The sequence below is a fragment of the Bacillus sp. FSL L8-0199 genome (assembly GCF_038005705.1).
Lineage (GTDB): Bacteria > Bacillota > Bacilli > Bacillales > Bacillaceae_G > Bacillus_A > Bacillus_A cereus.
This window is the reverse complement of record NZ_JBBOTS010000002.1, coordinates 428,839-453,523: the sequence shown is the minus strand read 5'-3', so window position 1 is coordinate 453,523 and position 24,685 is coordinate 428,839. Positions and strand designations below refer to the sequence as shown.

Genomic DNA, 24,685 nt, shown 5'->3' with positions numbered 1-24,685 from the left:
TACGTACAATAGAGTATAAACAATGGAAACAAATTTTCTATCTATATAATACCATAAAATTTATATAGAATGCTATAAGAATTTTAAAAGAAAAACAAAGGAACAACTTAATCGTAAAATTTCATGTACCAGATTACATATTAAAAACAATAAACAGCACAACAAGGGGATTCTCTGTGGTGTATCCAACTGATAGGGACATCCAATAAGCATAAAATCATTCAACAAACACATCTCAAAAAGTGTGTGTACTTATGAAGTGTGTCTTAAGTACATTTTGATACCTTTTGAAGTAGTTTAAGCTGCATAGAATATACTATATCTAAAGGTGTACCTTTTGTTGCGTACGTTTTCTTTAAAATGTTGGCCGTACGCCTAATAAAAAAGAATGCACATTAAATGGAAGAAGGTCGTATTTCCTTTCAGCAAGGGTTTAAAGAATTTCTTATAATGATGCTCTGTTTTTGATTCATTATGTTTCTCGTGTATGGTGAAAGCCTGTTACAATAGTAAAGAATAACTTGGTTACAAATTGATAATGAAATGGGGAAATATGCTGGATGAAAGCAACCGGAGTAACTAGAAAAGTGGATGAATTAGGGCGTATAGTAATTCCAAAGGAACTTAGAAATACGCTTGGGATTAAAGAAAAATCACCATTAGAGATTTTTGTAGAAGGGGAAGACATCATTTTACAGAAGTATCAGCCTGGTGCTGTTTGTGTATTAACAGGAGAAGTGTCAAATCGTAACATAGCATTAGCAAATGGTAAGATCACATTAAGCCCAGAAGGTGCAGAACTATTAATAAAAGAAATAGAACAGTATCTTGTAAAATAAGTGCTCCTTTCAAGGGGCTTTTTTAGTAGAGATATTTAAAATTTCACGTACCGTAATATTTAATAAAAAACAAGATACATAATCAATAGTCTACATTGAATCTTATGTTGAACTCATCTGCTAAATGGAGTCCCTTCTCTTTTGTCCAGAATCCTGTAGACGTTTTTTTTAATTCCCACTCTTTAAAACGATTTGGATATAATTCATTCAACATATGATAAGGACGACTACCCAAAAATTATAGCGCATTTAACATAGCAAATGGACTTTATTTCCATAACTTTATACAAGGAGTTTGGAGTCGATGTTTTAACAACCATTTTTGTGAATATACATCATTAACTCTTCACGAGACAAGTAAACGGACCTTTATTTAATACTTAAATTATCATTCCGATTTTTACCACAAATTCTTTTTAATTGTATAGCAGGTGAGAATTTTCTGTACTTATTTCGTTTTAGCTTCCATACTTTATGTATGTAGTGCATTCTTATCAATTTTCCCCATTACTTTAACTCGTAGGGGCATTAACTTTAGAACTCTACTAATGGATAAGCAAGTTAATAATTATACTTGAAAATGGAGTGATACGATGAATAAGACGTATGATGTCATCATTACCGGTGCTAGATGTGCCGGCTCTACCCTTGCAATTTATCTTGCTAAGGCAGGTTTCCATGTGTTGTTAGTGGACCGAGCGAATTTTCCAAGGGACACATTATCAACTCATACCTTTTTCAATAATACTGTCGCTCTTCTTCGAGAAACCGGTGTCCTGGACAAGTTATTGGAAACAAAAGCACCGCCGGTACGGGATATTAAATTTCAATTTGAGGATACCGTGATAGAAGGTCTCATCCCTGAGGTTTACGGAGAGGAAAGTTGTTATTGTATTAGAAGAACTTATCTCGATCATATTCTACTTGAACAAGCCAAATCCCAAATGAATGTAACTGTTTTAGAAGGATTTCGTGTGACGGATGTCATCCGTGATGACGAAACAGTGATAGGCGTGAAAGGTTTAGACGGCGACAACGAGAAACAAGAATTTTTAGCTCGCCTGGTAGTCGGGGCAGACGGCCGATCCTCTATTATTCGCAAGCTGGTAAAAAGTGAACTCAAAATAAGTATTCCGGCAACAGTCGGCATCTATTTCGGGTATTTCTCTGGATTTCGCCACGATAATGTCCCTAAATTTGAAGTATACAAGATAAAAGATAACACAGCCATTCTCTTTCCGACGAATGATGATTTATATGTAATTGTCGGCATTTTCCCATTAGAAAATAAGGAATTGATAGAACGGTTGAAATTAAATCCGGAAAGCTGTTTACGCAATTTCTTTACAGATAACTTTCCGAATACAACAATTGGGGCGCGCTTGAAAAATGCAGAACTAGTAGAACCGGTCAAAGGCATTCTCGGATATGATAATTACTGGTATAAAGGAATGGGAAAAGGATGGGCGTTGGTTGGAGATGCAGTTTGTTTTAAAGATCCTGGCATGGCGCAGGGTATTCATGATGCTATATGTGGAGCACGTATATTATCCAATATTCTATCAAAATATAAGGGACAATCCGATCAATCAAATCAAATGTCTGAAGAATATCAAAAGGCAATAGAAGATGAGTTTATGGTTCGGTTTCACATGGGATGCCAAATTTCGAAGAATGAACGCATATCTGAACAACAGGATGCTGTCAACAAGCTAATCAGTTCCCATCCAGAGGCTATAGAGAAGTTTTTAGGGATTTACAATTATGCAAACGAGCCCGCTGCTTTAGAAAAAGAACTCGCACGAATTATGCAATCGATCTAGCAATGATTTTAGAGATTAAGTAATTTAAGTACAAAAATAATTCACTATGAACCTCCCCCACTTACTCGCTTCCGCTTGAAGTGGGGATTTCTTAGCATCAACAAAGACAAGGTCCCATGAGAAGCGGATTTTCCATCTCCTCTCTGCACCTATGCAGGGACTCCTTTTCTTCATTTGACTAAGCAACTTCTGCACATGCAGAAGGGTGGGACCACACCGTCTACTACTTTTTGCTTACGCAATCCACAAATACTTTCTCTTCGTTTCTTCCGGGATATGACACATCTTTCCGTACAGTTCTTTTACCAAAATGTTGCGGGCACCGTGAATGTCCCAGTGTTCTTCGTAGCCGCACACACAAACGTAGTTACGTGTCCACACTTTCTTCTTTGGCAACAAGGGCATGTTTGAGAAGTATATGCTTCGTCTACGAGAAACAATAGAGGTACCTTTAGCAATCTAACCTATTTCGATGCTGGAGCCAGAGTGACTTCGGGTGATGCTACAAAAGCCCTCAATAACCACCGTTTGGTAAATATTGTATCGCTGTGACCCATTTTTACACGTATCTCGGCTGAACCCCTATAGGGGTAGCTTCAGGAAAATGCAGATGCTTTGTGGGACTGTTTAACTGGATTTATAGGTCTTCCTATAACAATAGAATGGGAATTTTTCGAGAGTACTCAAAAAATGTTAGGACCTTATGCGGATTTAATTTTAAAAATATTTCAAGATGCACAAAATGAAATGCCAGGTAAGTTCTATATTGTTGTAAAATAATTAAAAGGATCTTAGGTAAAAATAAAAACCGTGGAAATATTTAATTTCTACGGTTTTTATTGTATCAATTAGGTTTTCTTTCATAGTGGCCCCTCATACCTCGAATCGTTTCCGTACCCCTACAATGTAAAACCAGAATCAATAACAAAAAAGCCATGCAAATGCATGACTTTGATTAATCAATATGTATCTCTGTTAAATCAAGACATTACGATTCTACGGGCACCGTATATACCTTCCCTAAGTTTCGTTAATAACATCGAATACAAACAAAAAGGTATATAGCTATAATTGATGAGAGGTCTGCTGAATAAACAGACCTTTTCATTTGAATTCTGCAAAAAATTTTGTGTCTATAATTCCGAATGCAACTTTACAGGGAAACGGATTTTTTCCTACTGAAGCAGCACGCATACAAGAAAGTACCCAATGTTCTAGTTCTAAAGGTAAGCGATATAATTGAATACTACCATCATTGTTTTTTACTGTTATAACAGGCGCAGTTACCCTGGTTGTAGCAAAACCATCCGTTGTTATCATTGCTACTGCATCATTAGCTTGAAAACCAGCGTTTAACACCTCATAAATGATCCCATCTTCCTTATTAATAATCATAGGTATATTTAGAATGTGATAGTTATTAATATTATTATGAATAATTGCTCCTGCGGCGTTCTTTCTTAACTGATTTCCTTGCATTTTTACACTCCTTTTTAATAATCCAAACGTAATTACGTTAATTCACTTCATTTAACATCTATTATATTAGAAAATTGCAGTTTCATCTTATTATAAAAAGCATCCGTACATATAACAGCGCTATTTGAAGGATCAATATCAACAACGGTCATATAACTAGTGAGTAAATAACCATCCTCATAATATGTAATCATTATTTCTTCTTCAGATACTAAGGAACATAATAACATGTTTTCAATTCGTTCTTTTTCCTCAGTTGTTAAGATCGGACGGGGTAATTTGTTTTGTTCCTTAATCATTTCACGTATCCCATCAAATTGAGATGTTAATGCAGCGAATGGAGTCCACTTGACCATTTTTCTTCCTTTTGGCATATTAGCGTTATTCATGATTTGTGTCCCCCTATTAGTGTATTTCTGTATCTAGCTGTGGCGCTATGCATGTAGGAAATTCCCCGCAATATACTGTTCTTCCCATACCTTGTGCGTATTTCATCCATTACTTTTGTTAGTTTTACTTCTTGTTCTCGTTGCAGGACATTATCGAAAAGAGAAATTTGTTCCTCCCCTTCTCGAATTAGATTCGTTAGAGAAATGTTTATGCTGCGAATGGGTTCTCCAGTATATTGCTGATGTAAAAAGTATGTACAGATCCTATAAATATCCATTGTTAGGTTAGTTGGACGACTTAAAGTATGTGTTTTTCTAATACCACCGTTATAAGTCTTGCTATAACCGACTGAAAAATGAACGGTTTGAGCAAGCTTATTTTGTCTTCTAAGCCGATAACAAACTTCTTCAATATGTTCCAGTAGAATAATCGAAAATTCCTCTATTGTGTAATCGCGCATGAGTATTTGGCTTTTCCCAACAGAAGTTGTGGCAGGAACATATTTTTCTGAAATGCGACTAAAGTCAATTCCGTAGCTATGTAAGTGTAATTCTTCTCCAATCTTACCGAAGCTCTGTTTTAAGTATTTAAGAGGGTAATTGGATAAATCTCCTATAGAATGCACTCCTTTTCGATTCAACTTTTCTTCCGTTTTGTACGAAATGCCCCAAAATGTATTAAGCGGTCGTATGCTCCATAATTTTGTTGGGACATCTTCATATTTCCAATAAGCAATGCCGTTTTGATTCTTCTTTGCTTCAATATCTAAAGCTACTTTGCTCATTAAAGGGTTAGGGCCAATTCCTATTGTGCATTCGATCCGTGTTTTCACATATATTTCACGTTTAAATTTCAACGCAAACTCATAGGGATCATTAGCAAATAAATGAATACTATCCGTAATATCCATGAAGAACTCGTCGATGGAATATTGGTGAAAATCCTCAATAGGAACGTACTGTAAAGCTAGCTTTGTTATGTAATTGGAGCAATTTATGTAAGTACCCATAATTGGATTTACAACAAGAATGTCTTTTCTGCGAGGAATCTCGTATAATCTGGCCATCTTTTTTACACCTAATGCTTTTAATGGTGAAGTGGCAGCTAAAACGATTGAACCGTTTCTATTTACATCACCGACTACTGCCAATTTTGTATACATAGGATCTAACCCCATTTTGATGCAACTTACTGAAGCGTAAAAGCTTCGTAAGTCCACACATAAGATGATTCTATTCGGTAAGATAGAATAGTCATACACTGTTATTCCTCCTTAAATGAAAAGAACGTTTGTTCTTATTATATACGAACTTGTGTTCTTTTATAAAGGGTTTTTTGTTTGAAAATATTTTTTTGCATAAAGAAAAGACACTCGTATACGAGTGTCTTTCCAGAGTGTTGGGAAACCCTTTAGGGGTTCCCAACACTCTGGAATCATTTTGATTTTAGCGAATAAAAACAACATAAAATAATAGAGTTTCAAAAAAATAGCCCTCCACCAGACCTTTTTTGGTCAGATGGAGGGCTATTTTTTTCATGTTTTGACAAGCTGCAGTGAGATAAGCCTGCATTTGGACAGACTTCAGCCCTCGAAATCGAGCATATCGATAGCCATGTAGTTCTTTGGCGTCTGCAAAGCTTCGCTCTATAGTTGAACAGCGTACTTTGTACAACTTTTTCCCTGTAACTGTTAGTTTGTTTTTTCTAGCGATATCCTTATATTTCTCCCATATATGATGAGTGATAACTTTTTGTTTTTGTTTCTTTGAAAAACATACCTCACGTAGCGGACAAACAGCGCAGTCTTCTGGCTTCGATTTATATTGACGATATCCTTCACGATCCGTTGTCGCATACTCTAAAATACACCCCATCGGACAAGCGAATGCATTCATTTCTTCTACATATTTAAATTGGCTTTTTGGTACTTCTTTATTTCTTTTTCCAAATCGGCGATACCCCATCACCATAAATATATTTCTCTCCGATAATTTCTTACAGATATAGCTCGTAAAATAGCCTGCATCAAGAGCTACAGCTTCTACTTTGAACCCGAATTTATCAATTTGAGCTTGGAGGCGTGCTAAATATGGCTCGGAATCTGCCATATTTCCAGCCGTTACATAGGTATCTGTAATAATATTGTACTTCGCATCAGTCGTACGATGGTCTAAGAAATGAAAACCGTTCGGTTTTCCATCTCTCATTAAAAATCCACTATCTGGATCCGTTGTACTTATACGAGTTTTTTTGGTAGGGGTATCACTTTCCTCTCTAGGTTTTAATTCTTTTTTCCATGTACCTTACGATCTTCGATTACCGAAGCTTCTAGCTCATCTATATAAAACTTTGCTTTTTCTTTTTTATATTTATGTACAAATTTATTTTTATTGGCATTGGCCTTAATGTGCGTAGAATCTGTCATTAGCGCACGTCCTCCCATCATCTGGTGCTCTGTCGCTTGCCTCACGATCTCATCAAAAATTTCTTCGAAAATATTTGTATGAATAAAGCGGGTACGGCGATTCCAACTGATTGTAGAATGATCTGGAATAGTATCTGATAGAGAAAATCCTAAAAACCAACGGTAGGCGATATTCGTTTTAATCTCTTTTTCCAATTGACGCTCCGAACGAATACCGTAAAAATATCCAATAAACATCATTTTAAATAAAACGATAGGATGGATTGACGGACGTCCATTGTTTTCACAGTAATAAGGGCGTAATTTCTCTTCAATAAAATCAAAACTAATTGTCGCTTCAATCGCACGAAGGAAATGATCTTGTGGAACCAACTCTTCTACAGAAACAGATACACGTTCATCACGATGATTTTTTAAAGCACCCATCATAAAAACTCTCTCCTTTTCCTCTTTTTTATCAGTGTTGACACATAAAAAGAGGTTCAGACACAAAAACAGGCTGTGGAGAAGACTTTCTCCACAGCCTGAAAAGACACTCGTATACGAGTGTCTTTCAGATATTCTGTAAATCATGTAAGTCAATATAGCCTAAACCTCGTATATACAAGTCTTTTGGTCGAATGGTTTGTAGGCTTGTTGAACCAAAGGTTTTATCATTTTCTCTTCCTTCTCCTACATAAACGTGCAGGAACTTCCCACTCAATAAGTCATACTCTAATTGAATTTTAACTCCTGCCGTATGGATACTTCCCCCCGCGCCTTGATAATGTAAAGAAAACTTATCTGGAAACTGAAATGTTGTAGACTCTAGAATCCGAATGTGCTTAAAGGTCGTGGTGTATTGATGAATTATTTCTTGTGTTGAATGAATTCTTTGAGTTAGAAGGTTAGCAAGAACTTGTTCAAGAAACTTGTACTGCGGAAGCATTAAATCGTTGGTTAAGCCCTTCATGGCTGATAAGAACACCTGTAGATACTTCAAGACAGCTACATAATTGTGTGAGTGATGTACTTACAACCTGTTGGCTAAGCCTTACATATAAATCAACTAATTCCTTTGCTTGATATTTACTCTTTCGATGAACAAATCCCATTTCTTTAGCTAAGTGCTCTAGAACATAGGAACACATATGTCGTTGTAATTCTTCAGCAATTAGTTGAAGTTCTTCAAGAATCGGAAAATCCATAATAAAACTCCATCCTTTCCTATAATTCTACAGAGAGATTAGCATATTTTTTCATTTTAGGAAGGGGACCTTGTTTTGTTAGGTTGATATGGATAGGACGGGACCTCCTTCTAGTTTTGGATACTCATTTGCTTTATCTATTGTAAATAATTTTGAGTCTGATGGATCTCTTATTCTTGACGTAAAATTAAATCCTAATAAATGAGTAAATCCGAAAATCTATTTTGTGTAACCGACTGTGTCTATATACAGAAATATGACTTTACTTGGTGTAATAGGTATGATAGGCTCGTTATTCAGAAAAGATTCCAATTGAAAAAAAGCACATCCATAGAGGAGGATTGGTAAACATGAGTGATAAAGTACTTATTGTGGAAGATGAACGCGAAATTGCGGATTTGGTTGAGCTATATTTGAAAAACGAGAATTATACGGTTTTCAAATACTATACCGCCAAAGAAGCATTGGAATGTATAGATAAGAATGTGCTTGACCTTGCAATATTGGATATCATGCTTCCCGACGTAAGTGGTCTCACTATCTGTCAAAAAATAAGGGACAAGCACACCTATCCAATTATCATGTTGACGGCGAAAGATACGGAAGTAGATAAAATTACAGGGCTAACAATTGGTGCGGACGATTATATTACAAAACCCTTTCGCCCACTAGAGTTAATTGCGCGAGTCAAGGCGCAGTTACGCCGATATAAAAAATACAATGGAGTAATGGCACAGAACGAGAATGTTATCGTTCACTCTGGTCTTGTCATTAATATAAGCACGCATGAGTGTTCTCTGAACGAGAAGCCGTTATCTCTCACTCCCACCGAGTTTTCAATCCTGCGTATCCTCTGTGAAAACAAGGGGAATGTGGTTAGCTCTGAGCAGCTGTTTCATGAGATATGGGGTGACGAATATTTCAGCAAGAGCAATAACACTATCACCGTGCATATCCGACATCTGCGAGAAAAGATGAACGACACGGTTGATAATCCGAAGTATATAAAAACGGTATGGGGGATCGGCTATAAAATTGAAAAATAAAAATAAAAAAATCGATTATTCAAAATTAAAACGAAAACTCTACCAATATATCCTTACGATTGTCATGGCAGCAGTTGTATTTGTGCTGTTTGTGCGTCTATTTATCCAAGGGACACTTGGGGAGTGGATCGTACGTTTTTTGGAAAACAGTTATCATTTAGAGCGTTGGGACGCAATGATAATATATCAGTATACTGTACGGAACAATATAGAAATTTTTATTTATGTGGCGGTTGCCATTAGTATTCTTATTCTATGCCGAGTTATGCTTTTAAAATTTGTAAAATACTTTGAAGAGATAAATACCGGTATTGATATACTTATTCAGAACGAAGATAAACAAATTGAGCTTTCTGCGGAAATGGAGTTCATAGAACAGAAGCTCAACACATTAAAGCGAACCCTTGAAAAGCGAGAGCATGATGCAAAGGTGGCCGAACAAAGGAAAAATGAAGTTGTTATGTACTTGGCACACGATATTAAAACACCCCTTACATCAGTTATCGGTTATCTGATCCTGCTTGACGAGGCACCAGACATGCCAAGAGAGCAAAAGGCAAAGTACGTGCATATCACGTTAGACAAAGCGTATCGCCTGGAACAGCTAATCGACGAGTTTTTTGAGATTACGCGATATAACCTTCAAACGATTACGCTCACGAAAAAGCACATAGACCTATACTATATGCTGGTGCAAATGACTGATGAATTTTATCCCCAGCTTGCTGCGAAGGGGAAACAGGTGGTACTCCATGCTTCTGAAGATTTGTCCGTATTTGGTGACCCTGATAAGCTAGCGAGGGTCTTTAACAATATTTTGAAAAATGCCGCTGCATACAGCGAGAACGACAGTGTAATTGACATTACGGCGGACCTCTCCGAGGATATGGTATCCATCGTTTTTGAGAACGCCGGAAACATCCCGAAAGATAAACTCGCTACCATATTTGAAAAGTTTTACAGATTGGATGATGCCCGTTCTTCTGATACGGGCGGCGTGGGACTTGGATTAGCGATTGCAAAAGAAATCATTGTTCAGCATGGCGGACAGATTTACGCGGAAAGTAATGATAACTCTACGACTTTCACGGTAGAACTTCCAGTCTTCCAAGACTCGGTTGATAAAGGGGATCCTTAGAAAATAATCATTATTTCTTAAGAAATTCTTAAGGTTATCTCTACTTTTTCTTAGGAAATTAACAATTTAATATTAAAAAATGGTTCGTTCTTATGCGGTAGACTTAAACCATAAGAACGAGCTTTTTTTATTTCGTCAAAGAAAGATATGATAACTTATGCGTGGATTAAAATAGCTCAAATGTTTAGAAAAAGAGTGACACAATATTTCTTTTCCTTTTAGCGAATTGTGCCAAATGAGCAATCTACTGTTTTGGATGTTCCTGCACACCACTGAACAGAGTATACACATCTAGATATAGCATCGCTTTGCAGAAAGTAATCGTTAAGAGTTTCATATCCGAAATCTTCAGCGTTTGAATCAGCGTGACATTATCATCAAGTCATTTACCTAAGGAGGAAGCTGAAAATGAAGAAGTGGTGTTTTTTTATTGTTATTTTTCTTAGGTTTTGCTTTCATGAATAAAGCACTGTTTTTGCAGAATAAAGTAGAGGTTCAAAAATATGATCAAAATCACAAAGATAACATAGATAATACAGGGACTACCTCAATTATTCAAAAGAAAGAGATTGTAAAAGAACACATCTATCAAGGGAATCTGCTCTTAATTAACAGTAAATATCCTATGCGCCAAGAGAGTGTGAAATCAGATATCGTAAATTTATCTAAACATAATGAATTGATAAACAGATACGGGTTGCTTAATACAAATATTTATTTATCAAAAGAAATAGTAAAAAATTTTTCAGAGATGATTAATAATGTTGTAAAGGAAGGCGTTAATCAATTGTTAATTAATAGTGGTTAATGTGACTTTGATGAGCAAAGTGGAGTTTACCATGAGATGGGGGCTGATTATGCCTTACCAGCAGGTTATAGTGAACATAATTCAGGTTTATCACTTGATATAGGATCAGGCTTAACGCAAATGGATCGAGCACCTGAAGGGAAGTGGATAGAAAAAAATGCTTGGAAATACGGCTTTATCTTACGCTATCCCTCGGATAAAATGGATGTTACAGGTATTCAATATGAACCTTGGCATATTCGCTATGCCGGTTTGCCTCACAGTACGATTATGCAAAAAATGAATTTAGCCTTGGAAGAATACCTGGATTATTTAAAAGAAGAAGAGAGCATTTCAGCAACAAGTATTGAGGGGGGAAAATATACGATGTCATATTATCCCTTTTTTCAAAGCAAGACAATTGACGTTGAAATACCTGTAAAAGATATGGGTGGGGTGATTATGACCACCCGTTCTTGAATTATATTCTAAAATGACAAAGTTATAGATTACAATGTAAAGTTAGGAGATTTTAAATGCATTCAGGAGTTTTGATTAATTATTTATATACTTATTTTTTTACTATTATTTTTTGTATAATGTTTCAAATTGGATTTTATTTTAAAACGAAAAAAAATATATCTATTCAGCATTTTCTATGGGTGTATGTTTTTCTATTCTACCTTTCACTAGTGTATAAGGTGACGCAGATAGGGACTATATGGGACATAGGTAGATACGAAACATTAATTCGTGCAAATCAAATTAACTTGATTCCATTTGCTTCTGAAGGTATGACTACTTATGTCTTAAACATTTTACTGTTTATGCCATTAGGTTTTTTATTGCCGGCTATTTGGCCGCAGTTTAGAAGAGTGAAAAGTACTGCCTATGCTGGATTCGGTTTTTCATTGGCTATTGAGTTAGGTCAATTGCTAGATAATAGAATTACAGATATTGATGATTTATCTATGAACACCCTGGGAGCAATTATTGGGTATTTATTATATAAAGTATTATTCAAAATGTTATATAAAAGAGATGAAAAAAAGATTGATAATAATATTTCTCTAGTAATAAAATACGAGGCTATTTTTTATTTGGTTTGCTCATTTGTAGGTATGATGTTAATTTATTATCCAGTTATATTTAGACGGCCTCTAATCCTTCAATAAGGTTATTAAGATGCTGTTAGATAATTATATACATATAGTAAATTGATTCTTAAATAATAGGATATTACAAATACTCATTTATATTAAATTCTCATAGAAATCTTTCAAAACTACTCTTATTGAAGGTTGGGTGGTTATTGAATTGATTTCTATTGCTCCCGTTTTATATCATAGTACCAGCCTTTAATTAACAATTATATCCATTGCGAAAAAATAAGATAGGCTTTAATATTTACCAGTATTTAAATGCTGAAAATTGTTTAAGGCATTTCAACCAAAATTTAAGAGGAGCATACAATGAACAAACTAAAAAGGTTATTGAAACGTAAAACGACTTGGATAATCCTTATCCTATTCGTATTTGTTTATGTAAATAACAGTTCTTTTTTTGCTAAGAGGGACGATGGAACTCCTCTTCTTCTTGCTCACCGAGGACTTTCGCAAACATTTAGCATGGAAGAGATTGAGAGCGATACATGTACAGCAGAACGTATAAATAAACCTGAACATTCTTATTTAGAAAATACAATCCCATCTATGGAAGCGGCATTTCAAGCTGGAGCTGATCTAGTAGAGTTTGATGTTCAACCAACTAAAGATAATAATTTTGTTATTTTTCATGACTGGACGCTTGATTGCCGTACTAATGGTAAAGGCGTTACAAGAGATTTTACAACAAAAGAATTACAAGCACTTGATATTGGTTACGGTTATACAGCTGATGGAGGTAAAACATTCCCGTTTCGTGGTAAAGGGATTAATCTTATGCCAACACTTGATGAAGTACTTAACCATTTTCCAGATCGTTCTTTTCTTATTCATATTAAAAGTGATGATAAAAATGAAGGAATCCAATTGGCTGCTCACCTTAAGAAATTACCAGCGAAACGCCTTGATCAACTAACTATATATGGTGGCGATAAACCAATTGCTGCGATAAAAGAGCGCATCCCTAGTTTACGAACAATGTCAAAAGCGACCATGAAAAAAGATCTTATTACTTATATGGTATTAGGGTGGACTGGCTACATACCTTCAAGCCTGAAGCATGGAGAGTTACATATACCAGACAAAGTAGCTCCTTGGCTTTGGGGATGGCCAAATCGTTTTCTTAATCGAATGGATAAAGCAGATACTCGAGTTATCGTTGTAGGAGGAAATGGGTTTGGATTTTCAAGTGGATTTGACTCATCTGAAGATATAAAACGCCTTCCTGACGATTATACAGGTGGAATTTGGACAAATCAAATTGATAAAGTAGCACCTTTATTTAAGAAATAAGGGAAAATATAACAATCGAAGTTTTTCATCTGTTTAACCATCTATATTTTAAAAGAAGACTTATTATTAATGTTGAAGTTTTATATACTGGAAAATGCCCTTAATTTCCTATACATAATGGAAATCAGGGGTGTTTTTGGATAAGTGGGACTTACTTTATTTATATTCAAACAGAAGTACAAAAACTATCAAAGAATAAACCGCTAGGTGTATAAACTGAGCTGATGCAGATAAGTACATTTTTCGTTTTGGGGTACCTTCAAGATCTTAAGCTTGATGGTGATGGGGTGGCACCACATCGCTATCAAGCTAAGGTTTTGAAGTACCCCCTAAACGAAAATTTCTTTTCTCTACAGGCAGTTACTTTGAGAAGTCAGCTCATTTTTTTCGTTTTAGGGCGTTTATTTTTCTTAAGCTGATGGGCATGTATGGTGATCCACATAATACAAATAGAAATCAAGAAAATGCCAAAAAAGTTGGCATTTTCTTGATTTCTATTTATCTTTTCACAAAACATTTACCATATTCAACAAAATCACAATCTACATAAAAATAATTATTTCCAGACCAAATTTGAACTCGTTGCTTTGCGCTATCAAAAACATAATTATCATATCCTGGATATGCATCTCTAACCCATACATATTCAGTAGCTGCGCTGACAGGTAATGCGGATGTAACTAAAGCAGTTGCTAAAGCAATCCCTCCTATAGCTTTCTTGATTTTAGATTTCATCATAATTTATATCCCCCTTTATTTTTTGCTATTAAACTTTTAATGTTTAATAGATTACTATCAATATAACACTCTTCTGATAATTGTAAATATTTAGGTAGTTTATAAAAAATATGCAGAATATTACAAATATATATATAATTACCATAAGGTAGTGCCCCTTAATATATAGAGGAGGGCGTTTATGAAATCTACGGGAGCCTATCTACATTAGGAAACTACTATTGATTAAAGGAACAAAGCATATAAAAAGACACTGTATAGTGTCTTTTTATATGTGGATATAGCTCTAAAGAAAATGTAGTGATTAATCAAAGAAACTTGGATGCTTATTAGTTAAACTTAGTATAATTTTAATATACATAAATTTTATTTTCCATTCGTTTCACCTGCATATCAAACTGAATTAAAACAATTTAATCATAATAACATGAAGTGTTCATATAATGGATGTTTTTTATTTTACAAAGAGAACCTGCAAACCTGCAGATTCTCCTGATAATGATTTATGGAGCAAGACCCGAAAATATAATACAATAATTCGAAAATGAGTTCAAGTAAATAAAAAGAACCCGCTGGAGTTCGGGTCCTTTCAGAAGTGATGATGTATTCTCGGCTTGGGAACTGAGAAAAACACAAAAATATAATACATCGAGTTTTAGAGAATTTCAATACTAAATTAGAGTAATTTCGGAGGAGGCTGAAGAATGGAGAATCAATGTGCGGTATTAGTGTAAAGAATTGATAAGCTAATTAAAACAGTTGCGGAACAACAAGACCAGATCAATAATTTATCGCGTGAAGTAGGAAATTTAAAGACTCATGTGAATTTTCTAGAAGTGCAGGTGAAATAAAGATGAAACTAAATAAACAAGAACAAACAGTTGTTGTCGGTCATTTAATCAACAAAGTTATTGGGGGTGGAATTAGTTAAACAACACATTGAGCCACAGAAATTAGAGAAGGCTATAGTTTTACATACAATGCTGTAACACATGGTTTCTTCCATAAATATTTTCCAGAAGATGTAGCTGATTTAGCTGCTGAGATCATAGATAAGAATCCGATTGATATATTATGGGAAAACATAACGATTCAATATACGGCTATTATCAGGGCACAGCAATTAATGTTCGTTAAATATCAAGAAGATACGACGAAAGAACTACGTAAGAATAAAGTTACTGAGAGTGGATTCGAAGAAGAATGGAAAATTCAATTCGGTTGGGACAAACATGCTACTTTTTTAAAGCCCAATCAAGGGCGATGAGCACTTTATCTTCTCTTATTAGGGGTACCACCCCATCGCTATCAAGCTAAGAAAATACAACTACCCCCAGAACAAGATTTTGTGCTAATTTGTAATAAAAAAGCTCATTTTTTCGTTTTGGGGATACCTTAAAATTTTAAGTTGATGGGCATGGGATCCCGCCCACATTTTAACGAAAATATACGCTAAGCAAATTCCAACATAAAGCGAGCCGAATTTTCTACTCTTAAGAAAAATTTCGGTTCGTTTTATGGTTTCATGACAAGTTGTTTACTGAACAATAAAGTTCTTTATTGGAACAGGCTACTTTCTTCAACAATCGGGCCAGATTGTTGAAGAAGAAATATAATAAAAATGCTTATGATTGTTTTATTAAACGAATTAAACCGCAAAAAACAAGAAGAATTCCCCCCCCTTTTACTAGTACACTAAATCCTATAAAGGGGGGAGATCATGAACAATAAAGCCATTGGATTATTTCAAGGAATTGCGTTATACATTTCAGCTATTCTAGGATCAGGTGTCCTTTTTTTATCGGGGGTAACGGCCTCAATAGCGGGCCCTGCATCTATTGTATCCTGGTTTATCGTTATTATAATTAGTTTTCCGCTTGCTTATTCCTTTGCTAGTTTGGCACGGATATATCCTGATTCCGGTGGAGCAGCAACCTTTGTTAGAAATTCTTTTGGATATCATCTTGGCAATATCGTTGGGTGGTTTTACTTTGTAACAGCAGCAGTTGGTCAAACGATTGTATCTTTAACTGGTGCTTTTTACGTCAGTCAGGCATTTGGATTTTCGCATTTTGAAACAATTTTAATTGCCGTCTTTATTTTGGTAATTGCAGGTGTTTCCAATTATTACGGCGTAAATGTTAGTGGTAAAGTTGCATTGATTTTAAGTTCCTTATTACTGATTCTTTTAGCGTCAGCTGTATTTGTGGCGTTTCCAAGAATACAATGGGGAAATTTTACTCCCTTTGTTCCAAATGGATGGTTTTCTGTCGGGAACGCTATAACGGTTATCTTTTGGTCATTTTTCGGTTGGGAGGCGATTTGTAATCTGGCTGAGCACTTTAAAAGGCCAGAAAAAGATATTGTCAAAGGAGCAGTTATTAGTGCAGTTGTCATTGGATTATTATTTTTAGCGCTAAGCCTTGTCACTATTGGAACGGCCACGTATGGCAGTCAAGAAAGCAACCTGTCTCCTATTGGTGTTATAATGGGAGATACAGTAGGCGGAGGTGCCAAAGTCGTTACAGCTGTTTTAGCTTTAATTATTTGTACAGGGACAGCGAATGCTTTTGTAGCCAGCCTAACGCAATTAGGATATTCATTAAGCAGAGATGGTGCTTTCCCAAAATTTTTCTCAAGGCTGCATGCAACTACTCAAATTCCAAGACAGATGGTATTGTTTGTTATCTGTTTTTCGGTAGCAGGTGTGTTAGTGACAAAAGCTTTGTCACTAACGTTTGATGATATTTTGTTTATACCGACTTCTCTTGGGATTCTAGTTTATGTTCTTTCAATGGCAGCAGGCGTTAAATTATTTAGGAAGAACACACGGGCATGGTGGGCATCGTTAATCTCTTTCATTTTATGTTTGCTGGTGATTCCATTTTTTCAATTGTATATATTTGTTCCGTTAATTGTCGTGGCTATATATGCGATTTATATGATTTTGAGTAATAAGATTTTCGCCTACAAGGGAGGATTAAATTCTAATGAAGGATCAAAATAACCTTTCCAGAGATACCATGTGGAAAGCAACAGTATCATGTGATTCAGCGTATGACGGGATATTCTTTTACGCAGTCAAGACAACTGGAATTTTCTGCCGGCCTTCTTGCAAGTCTAAGGTTCCTAATTATGAAAATGTATCCTTTTTTTCAAATGCGCACGAAGCTCAAAGGGCAGGCTATCGCCCATGCAAAAGATGCCGATCAGATCTAAATATAAAAATATACGACCCGTTCGAATGCGTTTTGGAAGATACTATGCGATTGATAAAAAATAATTATGTTCAAAACATGTCTTTAAATGAAATTGCATCAAGGGTAGGAGTTAGTCGTTTTCATTTAAATCGGATTTTCAAAGAAAGAACAGGGTATACTCCTCGAATATATTTAGAAAGGATCAGAGTTAAGAAAGCAAAGGAACTTCTCTTGACAACGGTCTTTAATAGTACAGAGATTGGTTATCAAACAGGCTATCAAAGTGTATCTAGCTTTTATAATGCATTTAAAAGAAATACAGGATTTTCACCGAGTCAATTCCGTGCTTTCCATAGTGGAAATACCGTAAACCAAGAACTTGACTGAATTCACGTTCTTTAACAAAAGATAGCATGAATTAACAAGAGTGCTTTGTACTCATCGTATTTTTTGATAAATCATTACTGATTGATTAAAAGTAAACAACTTTGTATTGAACAATAATAAGCCATTTTTTCTCTGTTATAGAATTGTAAGCTTTTTAATTCAATCCTCAACAAACGGGCAGGATTATTGAACAAGTTTTATGAACTTTAGTGGTAGCATCATTAGTGAAATGCTTTATAACAACTAATTAAGGAGGGATAGAATATGAGAAATAACTTTCAAATCGTTGCGTTACAAGAGAAGGAGTTTAATAACCTATTTCTAATGAATGAAGAAGTATTAAAAAGTATCGGGGCAGTCAAAATAATAGCAAACAAAAATCCTGGATATCCTTGCAGGATAAGTTTGAAGGATGCAGAGGTAGGAGAAGAGGTAATTTTACTGAATTACCAATATCATAGTGTTAATTCGCCTTATAAAGCAAGTGGTCCTATATTTATACGAAAGGGAGCAACTACTGCTAAGCTAGATGTAAATGAAATTCCGCATATGTTACATCATAGGTATCTATCTGTACGCGGCTACAATGCTGACTCAATGATTGTAGAAGCAAGGGTTACAGAAGGTGTAAATTTAAGAGAAAATATAGATGAAATTTTTGATAATAAAGAAGTAGAATATATTCACATTCTTAACGCTAAACCAGGATGCTATAACTGCCTTGTTAATAGAGTGTGAAAAAATTGAAAATGCAAACTTCTATTATCCTATAAGGGGTACCACCAATCGCTATCAAGCTAATTCAACAAAATCCCCCCTAAAATGAAAAAATACGCTATTCTTTTTGTAGAATCATAGGAAAGGATGGCGTTTTTGTATGTCTATTTCTGTATCTGATGAATTACAACTATTTGCTCAAGAGATTCAAAGTTTTTTATCTCCAAATACCTTACGGGATCTTGCTAGAGATGTTGGTTTCGTACAACGAACCAGTAAATACCAAGCAAAAGATTTAGTCGCTTTATGTATATGGATGAGTCAAAATATCGCTACAACCTCTTTAGCCCAGTTATCTAGCTGTTTAGAAGCATCCACAGAAGTACTCATCAGTCCGGAAGGACTGAATCAAAGGTTTAATAAATCAGCCGTTCAATTTTTACAACATATATTAGCTGAACTACTAAACCAAAAATTAGCCTCATCTATGCCGATTTCTTCTCCATATACTTCTAATTTCAAATGTATTCGTATTTTAGATTCAGCTTGAGTATGATTTATTAAGTGGACAATTCCTTCATATTCATAAAGGACCAGGTAAACAACATGATCGAACCTACGGTTCCCTGTGTGTCCCAACTGTAATAGCGAATGATTTATCTATCCGAGATTTAGGCTATTTTCATTTGAAAAATTTTTAACATTTACAAGATCAAAAGGCTTATTATATCTCACGTATCAAATCGAATACACGTATTTATCAAAAAATCCTATCCTAATTATTTTTAAGATGGAAGACTTAGGGGTAGCATCACATCGCTATCAAGCTAAGAAAATACAACTTCTCCCGGAATGTAAATTTTATCCATTGTTGAATACTGATAAGATGGTTATGTTAACTGAAGGCAATAGATTTATATAAAAAGAATATTGTAATCGACTTAGCTCGTGAAGAGAAAAAATAAAGTATATGATAAAAAACGCAAACCCCTAATCAAAAGAGGCTTGCGTTTTTTAACTAACGTTTTTCCACTTTTCCTCATTAACCAATAGAAAGCAGACAATTTTTTCGTTTTTGGGTGTTATAAAATCCTTAAGTTGATGGGCATGTATGATGACCACTAACAGACCATTTGAAATGAAAAATTACTAAGTAAAAAAACTAGCGGTTTCTAATTGCGTTTCCTCTTTTTTATTTCAAATCAAGATTCTTAACAGTTTTTAAAGTGAATTACATGCATTCAAAGTTAATTGTATGGTTAAAAAGATTGATTAACAGGTTGATATATAGTAGCTAAAGTTTGCACTTCTGATTCTGGAGCTGTAGATAATGGATAATACCCTTTTTTGACCATATATTGCCATACATCGTATGCATGTCTACCACTATTTAAGAATGCATTTTCTAAGAATGTTCTTAAGTTAGGGTTTGCGCATTCTAATACAGAACCAGCATAATTTAAAGCTGCTGACTTTTGATTTAATAAGTATCCAGTTGCAATTGCTCGGTCATTAGGTGGTGCTCCGCTTACATCCGGAGTAACAGGCGGCAATTCTTCAACAGGTGTTCTTAAGTAAGAAGATAGTACAGGTGTTAACTTAGATGGCTGAAATTTTTCAATATTTGGTTCACTTAGACTCTGTACGAATTCAACTTTTAAATTATAATCCTGCACATGTAATGGAAAATGTTGTTGCAATAATTGTTTTAATTCGGGATCTTGTGCCTGCTTAATGTATGTACTCATCGTATTAATTGTATTGTAACAACCAGCAATTAATTCACTTAAATCACGTAATTCATGTGTAGCTAATTGCATATTTTATTCCTCCTTTTTCATATCAATTCTATGTTTTACTAAAACAATAGAAATTATGATTAAAACAAAAATAAATTTTTATGAATACATATTTTTCATAAATTTAAATTGATAGTAAAAAATCTTAGATTGATAATGATGTGCTCCTAAGGAAACTTGTAGTCTAAATAATAGCCATTCTCATGCGTTATTGAAGTGATTTATAAATGGGGTCGCACCACACATCCATCAACCTAACAGCACAGGTTGCCCCCAAAACGGTAAAAATGAACTTCATTGCTATAAAAGACTCTAATTTTTCGTTTTGGGGGCATTATAAAATTTTAACTTGATGGTGATGGGGTACCGCCACATCGCTATCAAGCTAAGCCCTTACAACGTCAAGTATAGTAGAACTTGTTTCTTTTTTCTAAAAGCTAGGTGTAGAGAATTTAAAGAGTTGCATGCGAAATAAACCCTATCGGGTTTCATTTTTTGAATTAGGCCGCTTGATCATCAGACATGGTACAATTGTAAACGACACCTAATATATCAAAGACGGTTTTTTTCTCATATCTATGGGATTTTCGCCCGTTCTGCTGTAGGAGGTTGAACAGGCGAATGAGAATCTTTGATAGTTCTTGGGTGTCTTTCTGTGTAGCTTGATAAATAAGAAGAAAATAATCTTTAATCATATATATGGCTTTATATTCACTCAGTTCTCGTTTCTTTTTCATAAGAAGTAAGTGTCGCATTTGAAACATAGTAGACGAACAGAGTAGAATGGCAATCAGTTGCCCATACAAATGACATTCCAATCTTTCTCGTTTTATCTTTTTACAATGCTGAATATGAAAGAATGATTTCCATGTTTTAAATAAAATCTCGATTTGCCAACGTAAAGAGTACCAATCATGTACTTGTCCCATCGGGACAATATCTGTAGAGGTATTGGTCATGTATACATTGATACCGCTAAGTCTTTTACTACGAGCAGAGTACTTCATTCCTTTCTTTTTTTCTCTTACAGTTTGATCTTGTAATCGTTTTTGTTGTTGTTCTTTTGTTAGCCGATGAACGATCACACGAGTTGGGATTTTATCAGTCATTCCTACATAAGCATCGGATATTTCATAGGTTTTTCCTGGTTGGAGAGAGTTCATTAATACCTCCATATCTATCTGTATATACTCTGTACCTTTCTTGATGCTTCCATCCTGAAAATAATCAGGTGTGAGATTTTTTTGATAAATACGTGTATTGGATTTAATACGAGAGATATAGTAAGCCTTTTTATCTTGTATATGTTGAAGATCTTTTAAATGAAAATACCCTAAATCACGGATACATAAATCATTTGGTGCTACAGTTGGAACACACAGAGAACCGTAGGTTCGATCATGTTGTTTCCCTGGACCTGTATGGATATGCAGGAATTGTCCGCTTAATAGGTCATATTCAAGTTGAATTTTCATCCCAGCAGTATGGCTACATCCTCCAGCCCCAGGATAAATGGTTGAAAATATATCTGGAAGCTGAAATGCAGTGGAATCTAAAATGCGAATACGCTTGAAAACAGAGGTGTATGGAGAAGAAAGTGGCATAGATGAAGTTAATTTTTTATTTAGAAGGTTAGTCAATATATGTTGTAAAAACTGAACGGCTGATGTATTAAACCGTTGATTCAGTCCTTCTGGACTGATAAGTACTTCTGTGGATGCTTCTAAACAGCTAGATAACTGAGCTAAAGAGGTTGTAGCGATATTTTGACTCATCCATATACATAAAGCGACTAAATCTTTTGCTTGGTATTTACTAGTTCGTTGTACAAAACCAACATCTCTAGCAAGATCCCGTAAGGTATTTGGAGATAAAAAACTTTGAATCTCTTGAGCAAATAGTTGTAATTCATCAGACACAGAAACAGACATAAAAAACGCCATCCTTTCCTATAATTCTACAGAAAGGATAACGCCTTTTTTGCTTTATGGATAGTGCAAAACCTTAGTTTTATATCGATGTAACGGTACCAAATAGCCGTTTAATAATTATTTATATCACCTTTATATATCTATATAATCAAACGTTATTAATTATTTTTAATTGCTCTAAAAGATAATCACAGACATTCACAAAAATACATTGTTTTTTTAAACTTAATAATAAGTATTTCAATTCAAATTCTTGATAAAAAATCTTAGTGATATATAGTTTAAACTCATCTAAATTAGGCTTTTCTGGGCTGTATAGCATATCTAAAGGAAGTTTAAATTTAGAAAATAAATGATCGTTTTGGGCAAAAATCGAAACTTCTTCTCTAGTTAATCGATCATGAAATGCAATTAAAATTTTTCTTAAGGCATTTACTTGTTCTTCTTCAAATTCATGATCTATAACAAATCTATAAAATGGGAATTCATCTGACTGAATCATACTTTGCATAAGTCTAAATTGATATCTTAATAAAGTCACTTCTTTGATTAAATCCATATTTCCCCTCCTTTATTTCCCTAAATTAACCAGTTTATCATAACAATTTATAACTCGAAATACAAATACTTATGATATATCACCCATACAATTTTTATTAACATAACCTATCATTATCAATAGTTAACGATGCATAAAATTTTCGTTATGGGGGTAATTAAAACTATTAGCTTGATGGGGATGGGGTACCGCCAGCATCTCGGAAAAAACCATGCTAAGAGCATGCAAGATTTTATACATTTTTTCGGCTCATTTAGTAACAAAGGAGAACCTGAAAACCGCACCATGATAGAAATATATATAAATATGAATAGGGTATAGAAAAAGGTGAATTCCTCTTGAAAGTAGGGGTTCGCCTTTTTCTTTGCTACCAATAATAGGACGTTATGTTAACTTAACTTGTATACAATATACAAGTTAAATCACAAAACATATTAGTTCTTCTAAATGGTACAATAAGGAAAAAAGGGGTTCTAAATAATGCCTTTAGAAACGACTATTTTTTGCATCATTATTGCAATAATCATTGGTGCACTATTTGGAGGAATTATACGTATAATTCAGCGTAACAGTAATCAAAAGAAACAAAATCAAGTTGAGCAAAAATTAGATAGAGTTATTCAACTGTTAGAAAAACAAAACAAAGATTGACCTTACCTCCAAACAGAAGTGGTTTGCTATAAAAAACATTAATAGGAGCTAAAACATGAATTTTACAGAGAAAGAAATTAAGAAAACCAAACAAAAAGTGTTAATTATATTATTTTGTATAGCTGGTTTGTTCGTATACGGAGTTTATTGGGCATTCTTCAGTATGGATCGACTACCTACAGGTGAAAAGATTGCTGAAAAACAATCTCCTGACGGAACATATACATTTAAAGCTTATGTAACAAATGGCGGAGCAACAACAAGTTTTGCTGTTAGGGGAGAGTTAGTATTTAATCATCGTGAATATTTCAAGACAAAGAATGTGTATTGGAATTACCGAGAAGATACGGCAAAGATTGTATGGAAAGACAATGATACAGTAATCATTAACGGACATATGTTAAATGTTCCTGAGGATACATACGATTTCAGAAACGAATAACTGTAGACTTATAGATACATTGACTACCGTTAACGAATTTTACGTAAACTAGCCTCTCTTGTAGGAGCCAGTTTTTTTTTAGTATGGATTTTTTCCAAAATGCTGGCGATATCCCAACAAGGCTATTAAAAAAAGGGCTTATATGAATATCAATCTCCTTTAATTATGTATAATTATTTCACTGCTTCTTTTAATTCTTTTCCAGCTTTAAAAGTAGATGCCTTTGAAGCGGCGATTTGCATTTCTTCACCTTTTGTGGGTTATGTCCTGTACGTACAGATTGTTCACGTACTTCAAATGTACCAAAACCAAGAATTTGTACTTTTTCTCCATTTGCTAGCGCATTTGTTATTGTATCTAAAACAGTTTGTGTTGCTGCAACTGGATCCTTTTGTATAAGTTCCGTTTTTTCTGCTACTACTTTTGTTATTTCTGTCTTATTTATTTTTTGCACCTCTTCATATGTAATTAGGTGACTATTATAATGTGTGTATAATATTATGCATAGAAAAAGTACTAGCAAGAGATAAGGGACAATTTCTGTATGGTAGTAAGAAGAAAAATCTGTTAATGAAACTTCAGGGTTTTAGCTTGATGGGCATAGGTTAGTGTCAAGAAAATGCGGATTTACAGCGTTAAAGAAATTTCAATATTAAAAAGCCTAACTTCTCAATTTAATATGAAGAAATTA

Annotated in this window: 21 protein-coding genes and 6 pseudogenes; 15 read left to right on the top strand and 12 right to left on the bottom strand. The window is 34.6% G+C overall.

The genetic code is table 11. The annotated features are described in order from the left end of the window. The first annotated feature begins 560 nt into the window (after positions 1-560). Complete coding sequence (locus NST86_RS29980) at positions 561-839, top strand: AbrB/MazE/SpoVT family DNA-binding domain-containing protein (RefSeq protein ID WP_000648342.1); 279 nt, start codon at positions 561-563, stop codon at positions 837-839. A 593-nt stretch (positions 840-1,432) separates the two neighbouring features. Continuing rightward, the gene (locus NST86_RS29975; protein ID WP_001044754.1) at positions 1,433-2,662 is read left to right on the top strand and encodes an NAD(P)/FAD-dependent oxidoreductase; all 1,230 of its coding nucleotides are present in this window, start codon (positions 1,433-1,435) and stop codon (positions 2,660-2,662) included. A gap of 302 nt (positions 2,663-2,964) precedes the next feature. Here NST86_RS29975 and NST86_RS29970 read toward each other — a convergent pair whose 3' ends face one another. Next, a complete protein-coding gene (locus NST86_RS29970; RefSeq protein ID WP_198284614.1) occupies positions 2,965-3,102 on the bottom strand; it encodes a zinc ribbon domain-containing protein in 138 nt (45 codons plus the stop codon). A gap of 160 nt (positions 3,103-3,262) precedes the next feature. Between NST86_RS29970 and NST86_RS29965 the strand changes: the two are divergent. Further along, positions 3,263-3,442: pseudogene (locus NST86_RS29965) on the top strand (barstar family protein); the annotation flags it as partial. Positions 3,443-3,766: 324 nt separating this feature from the next. Here NST86_RS29965 and NST86_RS29960 read toward each other — a convergent pair. The 6 genes and pseudogenes from NST86_RS29960 to NST86_RS34960 all read right to left on the bottom strand — a co-directional run bounded on the left by NST86_RS29960 (position 3,767) and on the right by NST86_RS34960 (position 8,317). Further along, on the bottom strand, positions 3,767-4,141 hold the full coding sequence (locus tag NST86_RS29960; protein ID WP_086423602.1) for a hypothetical protein: 375 nt from the start codon (positions 4,139-4,141) through the stop codon (positions 3,767-3,769). A 47-nt stretch (positions 4,142-4,188) separates the two neighbouring features. Beyond that, on the bottom strand, positions 4,189-4,530 hold the full coding sequence (locus tag NST86_RS29955; protein WP_074790875.1) for a YolD-like family protein: 342 nt from the start codon (positions 4,528-4,530) through the stop codon (positions 4,189-4,191). After that, entirely contained in the window at positions 4,527-5,792 is a 1,266-nt protein-coding gene (locus NST86_RS29950; RefSeq protein ID WP_227593450.1) for a Y-family DNA polymerase, read from the bottom strand. The genes NST86_RS29955 and NST86_RS29950 overlap by 4 nt, the downstream gene beginning before the upstream one ends. Before the next feature lie 184 nt (positions 5,793-5,976). Then, positions 5,977-7,385 (bottom strand): IS1182 family transposase gene (locus NST86_RS29945; protein WP_140159006.1). Its coding sequence is split into 2 segments (ribosomal slippage): positions 5,977-6,824 and positions 6,824-7,385, totalling 1,410 coding nucleotides; the frame shifts between segments, so codons are not numbered across the junction. Positions 7,386-7,512: 127 nt separating this feature from the next. Further along, positions 7,513-8,143 (bottom strand): annotated as a pseudogene (locus tag NST86_RS29940) (IS4 family transposase); the annotation flags it as partial. Between the two features lie 78 nt (positions 8,144-8,221). Continuing rightward, positions 8,222-8,317 (bottom strand): hypothetical protein, encoded by a 96-nt coding sequence (locus tag NST86_RS34960; protein ID WP_372584817.1) that lies wholly within the window; start codon positions 8,315-8,317, stop codon positions 8,222-8,224. 176 nt (positions 8,318-8,493) lie between these two features. On the opposite strand from NST86_RS34960, the gene vanR-A reads away from it, so the two are divergent. The 5 genes and pseudogenes from vanR-A (at position 8,494) to NST86_RS29915 (ending at position 13,570) form a co-directional block, all read left to right on the top strand. Continuing rightward, entirely contained in the window at positions 8,494-9,189 is a 696-nt protein-coding gene (gene vanR-A / locus NST86_RS29935) for a vancomycin resistance response regulator transcription factor VanR-A (RefSeq protein ID WP_086423111.1), read from the top strand. Then, positions 9,173-10,327 (top strand): vancomycin resistance histidine kinase VanS, encoded by a 1,155-nt coding sequence (gene vanS, locus NST86_RS29930; protein ID WP_340935150.1) that lies wholly within the window; start codon positions 9,173-9,175, stop codon positions 10,325-10,327. The genes vanR-A and vanS overlap by 17 nt, the downstream gene beginning before the upstream one ends. Before the next feature lie 457 nt (positions 10,328-10,784). Beyond that, positions 10,785-11,594 (top strand): annotated as a pseudogene (gene vanY, locus NST86_RS29925) (VanY-A/VanY-F/VanY-M family D-Ala-D-Ala carboxypeptidase). Positions 11,595-11,650: 56 nt separating this feature from the next. Continuing rightward, positions 11,651-12,289, top strand: coding sequence for a VanZ family protein (locus NST86_RS29920; protein WP_086423108.1), 639 nt, complete (start codon positions 11,651-11,653; stop codon positions 12,287-12,289). 297 nt (positions 12,290-12,586) lie between these two features. After that, positions 12,587-13,570, top strand: coding sequence for a glycerophosphodiester phosphodiesterase family protein (locus tag NST86_RS29915; protein ID WP_086423107.1), 984 nt, complete (start codon positions 12,587-12,589; stop codon positions 13,568-13,570). Between the two features lie 498 nt (positions 13,571-14,068). On the opposite strand, the gene NST86_RS29910 is transcribed toward NST86_RS29915, so the two are convergent. Beyond that, on the bottom strand, positions 14,069-14,308 hold the full coding sequence (locus NST86_RS29910; protein ID WP_000978065.1) for a hypothetical protein: 240 nt from the start codon (positions 14,306-14,308) through the stop codon (positions 14,069-14,071). 976 nt (positions 14,309-15,284) lie between these two features. Here NST86_RS29910 and NST86_RS29905 point away from each other — a divergent pair. The 5 genes and pseudogenes from NST86_RS29905 to NST86_RS29885 all read left to right on the top strand — a co-directional run. After that, positions 15,285-15,595 (top strand): annotated as a pseudogene (locus NST86_RS29905) (phage terminase small subunit); the annotation flags it as partial. A gap of 433 nt (positions 15,596-16,028) precedes the next feature. Beyond that, entirely contained in the window at positions 16,029-17,315 is a 1,287-nt protein-coding gene (locus tag NST86_RS29900) for an APC family permease (RefSeq protein ID WP_001060118.1), read from the top strand. After that, positions 17,299-17,895: a bifunctional transcriptional activator/DNA repair enzyme AdaA gene (locus NST86_RS29895; RefSeq protein WP_000654819.1), complete on the top strand. Its 597-nt coding sequence runs from the start codon at positions 17,299-17,301 to the stop codon at positions 17,893-17,895. The genes NST86_RS29900 and NST86_RS29895 overlap by 17 nt, the downstream gene beginning before the upstream one ends. A gap of 264 nt (positions 17,896-18,159) precedes the next feature. After that, positions 18,160-18,633 carry a DUF1203 domain-containing protein gene (locus NST86_RS29890; protein ID WP_001245414.1) on the top strand — a complete coding sequence of 158 codons (474 nt, stop codon included), beginning with the start codon at positions 18,160-18,162 and terminating at the stop codon, positions 18,631-18,633. A gap of 139 nt (positions 18,634-18,772) precedes the next feature. After that, positions 18,773-19,379: pseudogene (locus NST86_RS29885) on the top strand (transposase); the annotation flags it as partial. Between the two features lie 492 nt (positions 19,380-19,871). On the opposite strand, the gene NST86_RS29880 reads toward NST86_RS29885, so the two are convergent. The 3 genes from NST86_RS29880 to NST86_RS29870 all read right to left on the bottom strand — a co-directional run bounded on the left by NST86_RS29880 (position 19,872) and on the right by NST86_RS29870 (position 22,901). Next, positions 19,872-20,432, bottom strand: a complete 561-nt coding sequence (locus NST86_RS29880; protein WP_086423438.1) for a spore coat protein — start codon at positions 20,430-20,432, stop codon at positions 19,872-19,874. 479 nt (positions 20,433-20,911) lie between these two features. Next, positions 20,912-22,342: an IS4 family transposase gene (locus NST86_RS29875; RefSeq protein WP_086423312.1), complete on the bottom strand. Its 1,431-nt coding sequence runs from the start codon at positions 22,340-22,342 to the stop codon at positions 20,912-20,914. A 148-nt stretch (positions 22,343-22,490) separates the two neighbouring features. Then, positions 22,491-22,901 (bottom strand): DUF1878 family protein, encoded by a 411-nt coding sequence (locus NST86_RS29870; RefSeq protein ID WP_086423311.1) that lies wholly within the window; start codon positions 22,899-22,901, stop codon positions 22,491-22,493. Between the two features lie 480 nt (positions 22,902-23,381). Here NST86_RS29870 and NST86_RS29865 point away from each other — a divergent pair, with 480 nt between their 5' ends. After that, positions 23,382-23,552, top strand: coding sequence for a DUF4083 family protein (locus NST86_RS29865; protein ID WP_086423436.1), 171 nt, complete (start codon positions 23,382-23,384; stop codon positions 23,550-23,552). 55 nt (positions 23,553-23,607) lie between these two features. Then, positions 23,608-23,994: a DUF5412 domain-containing protein gene (locus NST86_RS29860; RefSeq protein WP_044585223.1), complete on the top strand. Its 387-nt coding sequence runs from the start codon at positions 23,608-23,610 to the stop codon at positions 23,992-23,994. 173 nt (positions 23,995-24,167) lie between these two features. On the opposite strand, the pseudogene NST86_RS29855 reads toward NST86_RS29860, so the two are convergent. Next, positions 24,168-24,439 (bottom strand): annotated as a pseudogene (locus tag NST86_RS29855) (HU family DNA-binding protein). Positions 24,440-24,685 lie beyond the last annotated feature (246 nt).